Source organism: Staphylococcus sp. GDY8P120P, from assembly GCF_017892065.1.
GTDB lineage: Bacteria > Bacillota > Bacilli > Staphylococcales > Staphylococcaceae > Staphylococcus > Staphylococcus nepalensis.
The window spans coordinates 31644-46164 of sequence record NZ_JAESKI010000013.1; the positions used below are offsets into that span (position 1 = coordinate 31644).

The following is a 14521-nucleotide window of genomic DNA, read 5'->3' on the forward strand; positions in this document are numbered from 1 at the left end:
CATTCTATTTTTAAAACACCGATTTTAATCGCGTCAAAGTATTAACCATTGACTGTTTTAGCTTCACGAATACATACTTCTTCTTGCATGCCTACTTTTTCAGCTAGCTTTATCATCCGTCTATTACAAGACCAAATTGAAATACCCAGCCTATGTATAAAATTTTGTTTGAATAAATAATCTATCCATATTTTAAAAACTTCTGTGCCAATGCCAGATTTCCAATCATTATTATCACAAATACAACGCCTACTTCTAACCAATTCGTGTTTTCATCAATCCAATAAATATTTACTGTGCCTCTAAAATGCCCATCAACTGCAATTGCCGACATGCTTTCAATATTATTTGAAATATAGAAATGGTTTTTTTACGTATTCTCGAAATTCATTTTCAGTCATGTATTTTGCTTTAATATAGGGGGGATTCTATTTTTTAGCTTTCTGTTTAAGTTCTTTATATTTCCAAAAATATAATTCTTTCATTAGAAATGCGTCTATAGTTATCAATTCACCACGTGAAAATGCCATGCTCATCATACCCTTTCTCTAAAAACAAGGATAAGAAACCGAAAACATTCCGTTTGATTTCCTATCCTCCTGCTTATATTTAGTGGTCAAGATGCTTCTTAATATTAAATGAAATTGACTAAGTGTATGAATCATAAAGTGCACCACGTATCCTATTAGTCAACGCAATTATTTTTTATTCAACGTTATATATCATATTTTATTATTTATGAAAATAAAGTCTTAATAATATTGAATAATGAACCTATTAGATCTAAGAAATCTCCACTCATCATTTTCTCCTCACTTTCTTTAAATATACTTATTTCATTATGTTAAGCTTCTAACGCTTCATTCTTCACTAAATCTGATGCAATTTGCTCATAAAGTTGACTTAATTCTGCTTGTGAACGCTTCGTATCATTGTTATCTTGGCCAACGAAATCTGCATGATCCCAGCCATGCATAATCGGTGTCACTTGCCAAACACCTTTTTTGATATTATCCGAAGCTTCAACAAAATTCTGATTAAATGGATGGAGAGCAGAAATCGTCGAAACCAGCCCATCATTCACACGCCAATCTTTTTCTGCTGCTTTTCCAATCACATTACCTGTAAGTACCATACCTAAAAACATATTAATATCTGATTTTTGTCTACCAAATAGTCCATCCCTGGTAGATTGACCTGTATATGTTTTATAAACAATATTAGGATTTAATGATGTCTTTTTATTTAATTCAGTGGCGCCTGCTCTTGTTAAATCATAAAAACCATTGTCATTTGTGGTCCATAATTTGCTATCTTTTAAGCGATTAACATATTGACTATACGTCTCATCGTCTTTTTGTTGTAGCCCCCATTGTGCTAAAACAAAATCAACGTTTGAATATTTATTACCCTTTAATTTTGTATAATCGAATGCTACTTGTCTAATTAATGCTTCGTTTCCTAATTCATCTGCAGCATGTGTGCCATTATGTGGTGTAGCTAATGTCGTAATAAAACTAATCATATTATCGTGATTACCTTGGAATAAAGGAGATATCTCTCCACTATGTTGTTTTTGATATTCAATTTCTTCTGAGTTACCATTGCGCAAATATTCTTCCATTTGCCTAATCGTTTGGCCGCCCATGCTATGACCTACTAAATGTACTTTTTGACCTGGTTGCCAATCTTTATATACACCTTCATATGTTTTTCCGTAGCGATCATGACCATATTTTTCAGCATGTGCAGCACCATAATCTACCGTGCCGCCTTTAATGTAATAATACAGCTCTACTGCTCTGTCATGGTTACTGCTAAGAGCCCCGATACTTGCTTCATACGTGTTATAACCTTTTTGCTCTAAGTCTTGTTGGATATTTAATTTATCGCCGCCCCAATAATGAGGTAAAACTGAAGGCTTAATATCGTCTGTAAATCCATTAAAACCATGTACTAAAATAATAGGATCTTCGTTGTTATATTGACTTTGTTTTGCTTTCTTTGTAGGTTGTTCTTCTGCTTTTTCATAGGTTTGTTGCTCGGTTTGATTATTTGTAGTTGCCATTGCATTTTTCTTAAGTAAAGTTAAATTTTTGTCCTGTTCATCTTTTGGTTTATCGCTTTGTCTTTCTTTACTGCCTATTTGATTGTTTTTTAAATCTTCAAATTGAACTGGTTGATTTACATGCGATTGCATGGTACTTCCGTCAACTGCCGACACTTTGTTTTTGTCATTTTCATTATTTTCTAGGTCTACTTCGTTCGATGGCTCTGTTTTAATTTTATCGCTTTCGTTATATTCCGGAGCTGCTTCGTCCGAGGCTTCTGTTTTGTTTTTGTCATTTTTATTATTTTCCGGGCCTACTTCGTTCGATGGTTCTGTTTTAGTTTTATCGCTTTCATTATATTCCAGGTCTACTTCGTCCGAGGCTTCTGTTTTGTTTTTGTCATTCTCGTTATATTCCGGAGCTGCTTCGTCCAAGGCTTCTGTTTTAATTTTATCGCTTTCGTTATATTCCGGGTCTACTTCGTCCGAGGCTTCTGTTTTGTTTTTGTCATTTTTATTATTTTCCGGGCCTACTTCGTTCGATGGTTCTGTTTTAGTTTTATCGCTTTCATTATATTCCAGGTCTACTTCGTCCGAGGCTTCTGTTTTGTTTTTGTCATTCTCGTTATATTCCGGAGCTGCTTCGTCCAAGGCTTCTGTTTTGTTTTCGTCATTCTCGTTATATTCCGGGTCTACTTCGTTCGAGGATTTTGTTTTGTTTTTGTCATTTTTATTATTTTCCGGGCCTACTTCGTTCGATGGTTCTGTTTTAGTTTTATCGCTTTCGTTATATTCTGGGGCTTCTTTGTTTAATGTCCCTTCACCCACGTCTTCCAGTTCAACATTCGTTTTCTCGTTATGTAAGCTGTGTTCACTTGAAGTTTGTTCATCATTCTTCAAACTATTTTTTTCATTAACCAATATATGACTTTGTGCATCCCCTGTCGCCCCACTACTTTTAATTCCCTCAATATTATCCTTGTCATTTTGACGCTCAATTTCACTCATTTGGTTATTTGTCTCTGCAGCTTGTACACTATTATCTATACCTATCAATAACAATGAACCTATTAAAATAGATGATGCGCCAAAAGTGAATTTACGAATACTGTACTTATTTTTTCTTGGCTCCATACATAACACCTCTTGATTAATAAATTTTGACGATTAAAACAAGCTTCTTTTTTCCCTAAATGAACAAATTCAATATAAAGCGTGGAATTAACTCAAAAAACTTACCAATAATTGCTTTCATAACGTTTAACCTCCTCAATAGAAAACGCTTTCAAAAATATAAAAAAATAATTATCTATTAAAAATAGATGGTTTAAACTATACTCAATTTTTAATAAATAATTTGATTAAATTATAATAAAACCACAAAATATAGTCAACAATATAAATGCTAAACATATATTTTGCGCTGATTTGACATTTTATCAAATAAAACGCCCCCTTCTACTAAGCAGATCACATTCCATGAATACTTAATAAACGGGGACGTTCGCACGGGTTTATTTCTATATAAATTGCACAACAAATATTAATATAATTACAATTGGTAAAATAAATTTAATTAAATAATACCATGGTATAAATAATTTAAATCTATCATTTCCAAAGTGTGCTTTTAACTCTTGTTTATTTAATAATTGACCTACCACAAGCGTAGTGCCTAACGCACCTAAAGGCATTAAAATATTAGAAACAAGAAAGTCCATATTATCAAAAATAGTTCCTGCAGCAAACTTGATATGGCTCAAACTTCCAAATGATAATGTCGCTGGAATACTGATGATAAAAACAAGCAAACTCGTATAAAATGCCACAGGTTTACGTTTTGAATTATCATTTTTCGTAAAGTTTGAGACATTGAGTTCAAGTAATGAAATCGAAGACGTCAATGCTGCAAATAAGAATAATATTAAAAAGATTAAATAAAATCCTTGACCATATGCCATTTGATCAAACACTTTTGGCAATACTTTAAATAATAAACCCGGACCTTCAGTTGGACTATAACCAAAAGCTGAAATCGCAGGGAATATAGCTAAACCAGCTAGTATCGAAACAAGAATATTCATCGCTACTATCGAGATAGCCGATGTTTTAATTGTCATTTCCTTGGACGCATAGCTAGCATAGGTGATCATCCCTGTTGTTCCTAAGGAAAGTGTAAAGAATGATTGACCAAGTGCAAATAAGATGCCCTCAATGGATATGTCTTCTACACGTGGTTGTAATATATATTTCAATCCTTCAAATGAACCCTCAAGAGATAAAGACTTAGTTACTATGATAACTAAAAAGATAAATAATAATGGCATCATAAATTTGGATGCCTTCTCTAATCCTTTTTCTACACCCATCATGACGATAATCATCGTTAATAAAATAAATATGCCTTGACCAACGATTGTTAACCATGGGTTGCTAATAATCGATTCAAATTGAATTTGTCCTAATTGGCCTGCGTTCAATGACAATATTTGAAGCGCCACATTGAAAATATAAATGATAATCCAACCGCCGATAACACTATAAAATCCAAATAATATAAATACAGCCAAATTACCGTTCCAACCAATAATATTCAACCATTTTTTATTTGTTAATTTTTCATAAATTTTAGTTGTATAGGTTTTGCCTATTTTACCTACTGTAAACTCCATCATTAATAATGGAAGACCCACAAACAATGTAAATATTAAAAACATTAATAAAAATGCGCCGCCCCCATATATACCTGCCATATATGGGAATTTCCACATTGCACCTAATCCTATACCAGAGCCCGCACTCGCTAATATGAAGCCCATCGAAGACTTCCATTGTGATTCATTATGCATAAGTCCATACATCCTTTATTTTTTCATTAAACTTTATCACGTTAAAGCGTTTATGTAACATAGGAACTACTATAACATTTTTTTGAATTGAGCTCAATAGGTAATTATGCTATGTCCTCTTTATCATATGATATGACAAGGTTTAAGTATTTAATATAAATACTTAAACACAGCTATGCTGACCAATTTCAAGTGTTTAATTTTCTGAAATTTCATTGAATTCGTATAACTTTTATGTTATATTAATGTATGTTTTGCAACAATTAATTATATAAATAATAGAGGTATTAAAAATGAATAGACTCATACTGATTTCTGGTCTTATGTTATTCTCATTTTTCTTTGGCGCCGGAAATCTCATATTTCCACCTATGTTAGGATATACAGCTCAAGAAAATATGTGGGTTGCAATGATAGGATTTTCAATTACTGGTATTCTATTACCATATTTAACTGTTATTGTCGTTGCTTATATGAATGGCGGTGTTGAAAGTATTGGTAATAAAGTACATCCTTTATTTGGCACTATTTTTGCTATTTGTATTTATGCATCTATTGGCGCTTTATACGGTATTCCACGTGCCGCAAATGTCGCTTATGAAATCGGGACAAGAAACGTTTTGCCGGTACATAACCAATTTACTTTAATTATATTTTCAGCAGTCTTTTTCTTAATTGTTTATTTAATCGCGCTATACCCAAACCGTATTATAGACAATTTAGGTAAGTACCTGACACCTATTTTAATTTGTATTATTGCGATTTTATGTATTTTAGTCATCATTAATCCTGAGGGCTCAATTGGTGAATCTGGCGGTGATTTCGCTCAAACGCCTCTTATTTCTGGTGTTTTAGAAGGGTATTTCACAATGGATCTCGTTGCGGCATTAGCCTTTTCTGTCGTGATTGTTCAAAGCTTTAAATTGAACGGCGTCAATAACCAAAAATTACTTGTTAAAAATGTAGTTAAAGCTGGTTTTATTTCTGCGATTTTGTTATTAATCATTTATTTCGCATTAGCTTATGTAGGTGCAACAACAGATCAAGCTGGCTTTAAAGATGGCACGGATATTTTAACTTTTAACTCTTTACGTGTGTTTGGCACTTTCGGCAACTTAATTTTCGGCGTGATTGTAATCTTAGCTTGTTTAACAACGTGTATCGGGCTTGTAAATGCTTGTTCTGCTTTCGCTATGAAAAAATTACCAAAAATTTCTTATAAAGTATTTGTACTCATTTTTTCATTATTAGGCTTTCTTGTATCAACATTAGGTTTAGAGCTTATTTTAGAAATTGCTGTGCCTTTACTAACATTTATCTATCCAACGTCTATCGTGTTAGTGCTCATTTCACTGTTAAGTATCTTTATACCATTTGAAATGAAATATAGCTTTATCATACCAACTATTGCAACATTGATCATTTCTTTATTGCAAATACTAAATGATTTTAATTTATTTAAATTGCTTAACGTGCTATACATGCACTTACCATTAGCTGATATTCAATTAGCTTGGTTAGTACCATTTATTATATTACTCATTATTGGTTTGATCATCGATTATGTTACAAATAAATCAAATACAGCAACTACTTAAACTAAGGTACAAATAAACGACCTATCATAATAGGATTTAAAAAACACTTTCGTAGCATTTACATTAACAATGCGCCTATACGAAAGTGTTTTTTTTATTTAAATTGTTGAAGAAAGAAGATAAGTTTATATTTTCCAAAAAGATACCGCGATCCTACATTAGTAGGGTGAATTGAAAACTTAATATAAATAAATTTATACTGACTATCTGTTATTTCATTTTGTCTATTTATTCTCTGAATCGATATATTTATGCAACATTGGTATAGTATGATTAAGCCATGTGCTAAAAATCAATAATTAAGAATGGAGCGTTTTTTATGACTGAATTTAATGATTTCTTACAATCACTGGAAAATGACAAACAAAAAGCAACTATGGAAGACATATTCAACTGGGTTTCCGAAACGTTTCCTAAACTTGAAACCACTGTAAAATGGCACCAGCCTATGTTTACACACCACGGTACGTTTATCATCGCTTTCAGTAAATCAAAACAACATTTTTCAGTAGCACCAGAAGCTAAAGCAATAGCTAAGTTCACAAAACAAATTGATGCGTCTGCTTATTCGCAAACTAATAATTTATTCCGTATTAAATGGTCTCAAGATGTTGATTATTCATTATTAAAGTCTATCATTCAATTCAATATTGAAGACAAAGCAGATTGTACTACTTTTTGGAGATCGTGATATTCTGTTAAAACGGTTAACAACTTGAGCTATATTCAAATCGTTAATCTATTTTATCTATAATGAAATTAAAAACTTAAATAACAGTGTGTTGCTCAGACACTTATTTTGCTTTAAAGATTTTCTACTCGATCAACCGAAAATGGCTAGAAAAAAGAATACAAAATATTTTCATCCTAGCCATCTATGATCAGTATCCATATTCAAGCAGAAACGGGTTTATGACACAATTTCTTTATAAGGATGTTCATAAGATTGCATGAGCTAACCTCATGCGTAAGTGCTACTAATCTTCATAAATGAGGAAGTAGTACTTTAGAAGTAGCGCTTAAAAGTGAGACTGTCATTTTCATTCTACTCATCTACCGCCGATATCCTATATCATATGGGTGTGTGGATTCGTACTGGCTTTTTACAATGCCTTAGCAATTTCTTTAAGTATAGTCTTCAAAAAAGGCGATAATATCTTGTTCTACTTCAAGATGGCCTTCGCCGTATGTCATTAAATGTTTACATGTAGCATAACCTTGAATTTCTTTATCTTTATGTGCGATTTGCCTATAAATATAATTCGCGCTTGTTTCGTAAGCATCTTCATCTTGTTCCCCATATTTTATAGCAATAGGTGCTGATATATCATTTAAATTTGCCATGGCTTGATCTACTAATGCTTTAAATTTGTCTAATCCCTGTGCGTAATCATCTATTTTTTCAATTTGTTGTTGGATTGCTTCATGAGATAAACCAACCAAATTGCCCATGCGCGTACCATAATATTCAAGTCTACCAATGAGGCCAGCGTCGTCTTTACTAAATGGCGTAGACATCACTACAATTGAGTCAATCTTTTTTTCTTCCGCCAATTTTAGAGATAGTATGCCACCTAAAGATATACCGCAGACGCTGATATTTGAATAACCTTTTTCTTGTAAAAAATGATAACCATCTAGCGCATCTTGCCACCAATCAGTCGCATCATATGCCATTAATGATTCAAGCATCAGTCCATGTCCCTTATAAGAAGGCACATAACATGTAAAGCCGGCTTTATTTAATTTTGTAGCCAACAACTTTACGTCTCTTACAGTACCCGTAAAGGAATGTAATAATAATACTGCATGCTCAGAAGATGTATCCTCCAAATAAATTGAATTAGGTTCTTTAACGTTTATCATCAATTGTCACTCCAACTTTTAAAATTATTATAATTGTAATAGAAATAGTTTCACTATACAAAGCAATAGATTTACTAGATTAAATAAAATGATTTCGTAATTATCCATCTTATCAAACGGTTCGGTTTTTATGTATTTTCAAACAAAAATACAAGCCACTCTCTAAAAAAAAGTAGCTTGCATCTATGAGGAAGTCTGGAAACATGCCCGAGAACATGCTCACAGAAACCCATAGTTTGTTTTGCATGCCAAGGACATGCTTTTATAGTGTACAATTTTATTTATTGTTTTTCAATCATTCATAAAGTTTTTAAAATTATAAAAATAGTTCAATACTCAATATCATCATAAAGCCTATTTTAAATAAAAGCAGATAATCCAAATATTGTTTTTGTAATATTCTGACAAATTATTGTTAAATAATTATCAATTTTGACGAATATATTATACTTCTAATACAGTATAATATATAATGACGTAATTTATAGAAAATGAGGTAATAAATATGGATGATTTGAAAATCAACAAACGATTAATTATGACACCAGGTCCAGTAAGCGTAGACCCCCGTGTTTCACAAGCAATGTCAAATTCTATTTTAGGTCAATTTGACTATGAGTTTGTAGACATTATGAATCAAACGATGGAACTAATCCGTAAATCATTTTTAACTAAAAACCAGTGGTCATTTCCAATTGATGGTACAAGTCGAGCTGGTTTAGAAGCTGTGATTTCAAGTATCGTTAAACCTGGTGATGAAGTCTTAGTACCTGTAATTGGACGCTTCGGTTATTTATTTACTGAACTCGTTACACGCGCAGGCGGCAAAGTACATAATATACACAAACCAATGGGTGAAGTCTTTGATCAATCGGAAATCATTGAAGCCTTAGACCAATATAAGCCCAAAGTGCTTGCTATCGTACATGGTGAAACATCTACCGGTAGATTACAACCTATTGACCAAATTGGTCGTGCATGTAAAGAAAGAGGCATATATTCCGTTGTAGATGCTGTCGCAACCTATCAAGGCATGGTTATTCCTGTAGACGACTGGGAACTAGATGCTGTTATTGGCGGCGCACAAAAATGTTTATCTATCCCTTCAGGTATCACCCCGATTACCTTTAATGATAGATTCAGCGATGCTATTAATGAACGCAAACGTGTAGAACTTGGCATACGTTCTACTGAAACAACAGAGCAAGACCACTTTATCCGAAGCAATTACTTAGATTTAACACAATTACAAGATTATTGGAGCCCGAAACGTCTAAACCACCATACTGAGTCCACAACTTCTATATACGCACTGTATACTGGTTTGAAATTAGCATTGTCAGAAGGTATTGAAGCACGCGCACAACGCCACGCATTCCATCAAGAAGGATTAAAAGCAGCGCTAAAAGCTTTAGGTTTAGAAATTTATGGCGATGAATCTAATGAAATGAAAATGGTTATATGTGTAAATATTCCAGAAGGTGTAGAGGATGCGCCATTCAGAAATGGATTATTAAAAAATTACGGCATAGAAATTGCAGGATCATTTGGCGATTTACAAGGTAAGATTTGGAGAATTGGTATCATGGGATATGCCGTACAAAAACAAAATATTTTAACATTTCTATCTGCTTTTGCAGCTTACCTGCTTTCACAAGAGAATATCAAACATTTAAATATAGCAGATGCTATTAAAACTTTAGTTAATTATTATGACAGCAATGAAGTTTAAACACAGATTTAACTTATAAGTTTCAGCATAAATAAAAGGTACAACCTCATGCTCGTATGAATGGGGTTGTACCTTTATCTTATATCGTTATATTTCAATTTCGTTCTTAATTTGATTATTCATCTTCTACAACTCTATTTTTAGCTGCTGGGTAACCAAAGATAAAGAATAGTACTGCCATTAACAGCAGCGCAATAATGCCTGACACCCAACTTCCTGTAAAATCATGTAAATATCCGATTAAGAATGGCCCTACTGCAGCAATTAAATAACCCACTGATTGACCAAATCCTGATAAAGAGATACTCCCATCACTTGTTCGCGCACGTATAGAAAAGAACGTCATACATAAACTGAAGCATGCGCCCATAGCTAAACCTGCAATAATAATACCAATAATAAGTAATACTAATGATTGCGTAAAGAACAAGCCAAAACCAACCAAGAATAAAATAGTAATAATCACAACTAAAATACGTTGGTCTTTCAATTTAGATGCTATGATTGGAAACGTGAATGTCATAGGTACTTGTGAGAATTGGTTGAGCATTAATAAATACCCAGCTGTCGATGGATCGAGTCCTCTATCGACAAGTATAGATGGCACCCATGCAACAACAGTATAAAATACCATAGATTGGAACCCCATCGTTAAAGCAACCATCCAAGCTAATTTAGATTTAGCGATATTTATCTTTTTGTGCTGTTTCCATTGTGTTTCGTCAATGGTTTGTTTTTCTAATTTAGCACCACTTCGTGCTTTTGGTATCCATAAGATAATTGCAATAATCGCAAGAATAATCCAAAACGATAATGATAATCTAAAGCCAAGTGGTGACTGAGATAGTGGGAAACTTAATCCACCGCCTAACCCAGCCGTAAAATTCATCGTCCCACTGTAAATACCTGTAGCGACTCCAATTTGCATTGGGAAGTACCATTTTACATAACTTGGTAATACCACATTACCAAATGCAATAGCAATACCTAAAACCAATGTACCAATAATGAATAACGTGAAATCACCCGCTACACGTAAATATAATCCAATGATTAATAATATCGTAGAATAAAGAATTGTACGAGACATGGTTAAGCGTGCTGTTACTCGCGATACTAATGGAGAAACAACAGCAAAAATAATTAGCGGTATAGTAGTTAAGATGCCAGCAACACTGTTATTAATTTCCATTACATGCTTAATCTCATCAACTACAGGCCCTACTGATGTGAGTGGCGCACGTAATGTAGAAGCAATAAATACGATTGCTAAAATTACGCCCCAATTTTCTTTAATTCTATGTATACGATAGGGTTCAGTCATCTTATACCACCTTTCTTCAAAATCTTTTAATATAATAATACAACGAACCGATCAAATGAAGATCATTTGAACGATTCGCATGTATCAGTTTTATAATTAGCTAATCAATTATTGATTTGCATTTAATAAAATACGTGTACCTGCTTTACCTTCCAACGCTTCAATTGCATCATCTAATGAACAAATAATCGCTTCTTTGCCCATTTCAGCAAATTGAATTGCAGCTTCAATCTTAGGTAGCATACTTCCTGCAGGGAATTGCCCTTCAGCGACATAAGCTTTCGCTTCATCTACTGAAATTGTTTCTAATTTTTCTTCATTTGGTTTACCAAAGTTCACACAAACATTTGATACATCAGTTAACATCATGAATGTATCTGCATCAACTTGTTGCGCAAGTTTCAAACCAGAACGGTCTTTATCGATAACCGCTTCAACGCCTTGAATGCTTCCTTCTTCATCACGGTAAACTGGTATACCACCGCCACCAGATGAAATAACGATAGCTTGGTCAATGAGTGCTTTAATTTGGTTTACACCGTGGATTACAAGTGGTTCTGGCGATGGAACAACACGACGGTATCCTCTACCAGCATCTTCTACCATTACAAAACCATGCACTTCTTCTAAACGTTTTGCTTCAACTTCGTCAAAAAATACGCCGATAGGTTTAGTTGGATTTTCAAATGCTTTATCGTCTTTATCTACTTCTACCATTGTCAATAATGTTACAACATCACTTTGAATGTCTAATGCATGTAAATGGTTTTTTAATGCTTCTTCCATCATATAACCAATAAAACCTTGTGATTCAGCATTACAAGCGTTGATTGGAAGCGGGTCGACAATGTCTTTTGCCGCTTCATTTTGAGCGATAATATTGCCAACTTGTGGCCCATTACCATGTGTAATGACAACATTATGTCCAATTTTTTTCAATTCTGCCATTTTACGTGTAGCAGCATACACATTGTTATATTGATTTTCGTATGACGCTTCTTGTTTAGGTTGTAAAATTGCGTTACCACCTAGAGCAAGTACAACACGCTTACTCATACGTTTCACTCCTTCAAGTTAATGCTACGAACATGCCATAAACTGTGTCTCTTCCTGATGACGAGCCTACTTTTAGCAGTCGATCAATGTTTTCCAGTGACGGTTCATGTTGTAACTTTGATATTTTTGAACTGAATAATCCTTTTTGTGCACATTTTAAAAAAGTTTCTCCTACTAGCGTCGTTAATGATTCGTTAAGTAGTTGTTTTAATTTTTCTAAATTTGGTTTTCTAATATACGGATTGGTAAAATGAATAAACAACATACCAGTTAGGATGTCATCACCAGAAGGCGTTAATCCCTCTCCTCTACCAATTAGATAGCGGTAATATTGTTCTATAGTTTCAACATCTTCATATTCTAATGCGTACATGATTCGGCTCATTGTTTGGCGGTCAAAGTCACCATCATCATACATCGTAAAATCATATGTCGATAAATTTGCTTTAAGGTTATCAGTGTTTACACTGTCAACGAGGTCTTTAAATGGCAATGATGCAACATGCCAAACGAGTTGGCATGTTTTACTTATATGAATCGTGTTAGGACCTATTGTGAGTTGTTGGTTTAATTTAATTTCATTAAGCAAACTGTGTTTCGTTTGTTGGTCCACTAATATACCGAATGGAAACATACCGTTTTCATCAGTACCTATAAATATAAGCTCTTGCGCATCATTTACAATATTGAAGCCTTTTTTAAAAATACTGTGCACATAAAATGTCTTTCGATTTTCTAATATTTCCTTGGCAATATCGCCTATAGCAGTTGCGCGAAAAATCACGCTTTAAAGCCTAATTTCTCTGCGTATGCAGTAATTGCTTTTTCAAAACATTCAATTGGTGGGTGAACTGTACCTGCACCAATTTGTCCATATCCAGCAATTTTATGAGCGATACCTGTATTAATAACCGGTGTGATACCTGTTTCCACAACTTTACGGGCATCAATGCCTAAACATGCCCCTCTAAAATTCCATGTAGGGATTGCAAAGTTAGGGTTTTCACCGATGCAAATTTCAGTCATTTCGTTACTGATGTCTAAAGCGTCGTCAAAGCCACCAGTACCAACAAAGCGAGTTACTGCTGGCGCAGCGATCATTGCCATACCACCAACACCGATTGTTTCAGTAATTGCAGAGTCACCAATATCAGTGTTTGCATCTTCGGCAGAATAACCTGTAAAGAATAATCCGTGAGGCGTGTTTACTGGCGCAGTGAACCATTCGTCACCCATACCAGCGATACGAATACCAAAGTTTTCCCCGTTACGACACATAGCAGTAACAACCGTACCATGTTCGATTGTACGCGCTGCATCCATCATCGCTTTACCTGTAGCCATTGCTACGTTTAAGAAGAATTGGTCTGTATCTGCTAAGAATTGAAGTACTTCTGTACGTTTTTCTGCTGCTACATCTTCTAATGACGAGATAATTGGCGTCACTTCTTTTAAGAATGCTAATGAAGCTGCAATATTACGTTGGTGGAATTCATCACCCATTGCAATAGCTTTAGCAATTAATACGTTTACGTTTAAACCGTCATCCATTTTGTGTAATGCTTTACTTAAAACTGGGCCTAAAACATCTTTCATCCAGTGAAGACGATTGATTACAGTTTCATTGTAAGCACCAAAACGTAATACCGCTCCAATACCTTCGTTCATTTGGCAATACGCTTCATTACCTGTTTCTCTATTTTCAACAACAAGTACAGGCATATTAGCAGAAGTAATACCACCCATTGGGCCAACTGTATTTACATGGTGGCATGGGATAAAAGTAATCTGTCCTTCTTCTAATAACTTACGTGCACCTTGTTCATTGTCAGCCCATCCTTCGAAAAGGATGGCACCTACACAAGAACCTTGCATTGGGTCCGTCATATTTTCATATTTAATTGGTGGACCAGCATGTAATAATACATTTTCTTTGAGTTCAGGAATTTTAGATTTAGCAGGCACTACATCTACTAAAAATGGCGCTGCTGCAATCATCTTGTCAATGACTGCTTGGTTAGCTTCATCTATTGTTTTGTAACCCAT

At 34.1% G+C, this 14521-nt stretch carries 11 protein-coding genes; 3 read left to right on the forward strand and 8 right to left on the reverse strand.

Annotated elements, in window-relative coordinates:
• Window positions 1-41 precede the first annotated feature (41 nt).
• The 3 genes from KA900_RS14775 to KA900_RS09300 form a co-directional block, all read right to left on the reverse strand.
• Window positions 42-263, reverse strand: coding sequence for a GNAT family N-acetyltransferase (locus tag KA900_RS14775; RefSeq protein WP_232165029.1), 222 nt, complete (start codon window positions 261-263; stop codon window positions 42-44).
• Between the two features lie 581 nt (window positions 264-844).
• Window positions 845-3184, reverse strand: a complete 2340-nt coding sequence (lip, locus tag KA900_RS09295; RefSeq protein WP_210139482.1) for a YSIRK-targeted triacylglycerol lipase — start codon at window positions 3182-3184, stop codon at window positions 845-847.
• Between the two features lie 386 nt (window positions 3185-3570).
• Window positions 3571-4899 (reverse strand): sodium-dependent transporter, encoded by a 1329-nt coding sequence (locus tag KA900_RS09300; protein WP_210139483.1) that lies wholly within the window; start codon window positions 4897-4899, stop codon window positions 3571-3573.
• 293 nt (window positions 4900-5192) lie between these two features.
• Between KA900_RS09300 and brnQ the strand changes: the two genes are divergently transcribed.
• Window positions 5193-6497, forward strand: coding sequence for a branched-chain amino acid transport system II carrier protein (brnQ, locus tag KA900_RS09305; RefSeq protein ID WP_096810999.1), 1305 nt, complete (start codon window positions 5193-5195; stop codon window positions 6495-6497).
• A 319-nt stretch (window positions 6498-6816) separates the two neighbouring features.
• Complete coding sequence (locus KA900_RS09310) at window positions 6817-7188, forward strand: iron chaperone (RefSeq protein WP_096811000.1); 372 nt, start codon at window positions 6817-6819, stop codon at window positions 7186-7188.
• Between the two features lie 434 nt (window positions 7189-7622).
• On the opposite strand, the gene KA900_RS09315 is transcribed toward KA900_RS09310, so the two are convergent.
• Complete coding sequence (locus KA900_RS09315; protein ID WP_103373018.1) at window positions 7623-8363, reverse strand: alpha/beta hydrolase; 741 nt, start codon at window positions 8361-8363, stop codon at window positions 7623-7625.
• A gap of 505 nt (window positions 8364-8868) precedes the next feature.
• Here KA900_RS09315 and KA900_RS09320 point away from each other — a divergent pair.
• The gene (locus KA900_RS09320) at window positions 8869-10095 is read left to right on the forward strand and encodes a pyridoxal-phosphate-dependent aminotransferase family protein (protein WP_096811002.1); all 1227 of its coding nucleotides are present in this window, start codon (window positions 8869-8871) and stop codon (window positions 10093-10095) included.
• A gap of 115 nt (window positions 10096-10210) precedes the next feature.
• Here the strand turns inward: KA900_RS09320 and KA900_RS09325 are convergent, their stop codons facing one another.
• The 4 genes from KA900_RS09325 to KA900_RS09340 all read right to left on the reverse strand — a co-directional run bounded on the left by KA900_RS09325 (window position 10211) and on the right by KA900_RS09340 (window position 14521).
• Complete coding sequence (locus tag KA900_RS09325; protein WP_103373364.1) at window positions 10211-11419, reverse strand: CynX/NimT family MFS transporter; 1209 nt, start codon at window positions 11417-11419, stop codon at window positions 10211-10213.
• A gap of 108 nt (window positions 11420-11527) precedes the next feature.
• Window positions 11528-12475, reverse strand: a complete 948-nt coding sequence (gene arcC / locus KA900_RS09330) for a carbamate kinase (protein ID WP_096811004.1) — start codon at window positions 12473-12475, stop codon at window positions 11528-11530.
• Between the two features lie 13 nt (window positions 12476-12488).
• Entirely contained in the window at window positions 12489-13259 is a 771-nt protein-coding gene (locus KA900_RS14955; RefSeq protein ID WP_096811005.1) for an oxamate carbamoyltransferase subunit AllH family protein, read from the reverse strand.
• Window positions 13256-14521 (reverse strand): YlbE family protein, encoded by a 1266-nt coding sequence (locus KA900_RS09340; RefSeq protein WP_096811006.1) that lies wholly within the window; start codon window positions 14519-14521, stop codon window positions 13256-13258. Before KA900_RS09340 ends, KA900_RS14955 begins: the two co-directional genes overlap by 4 nt.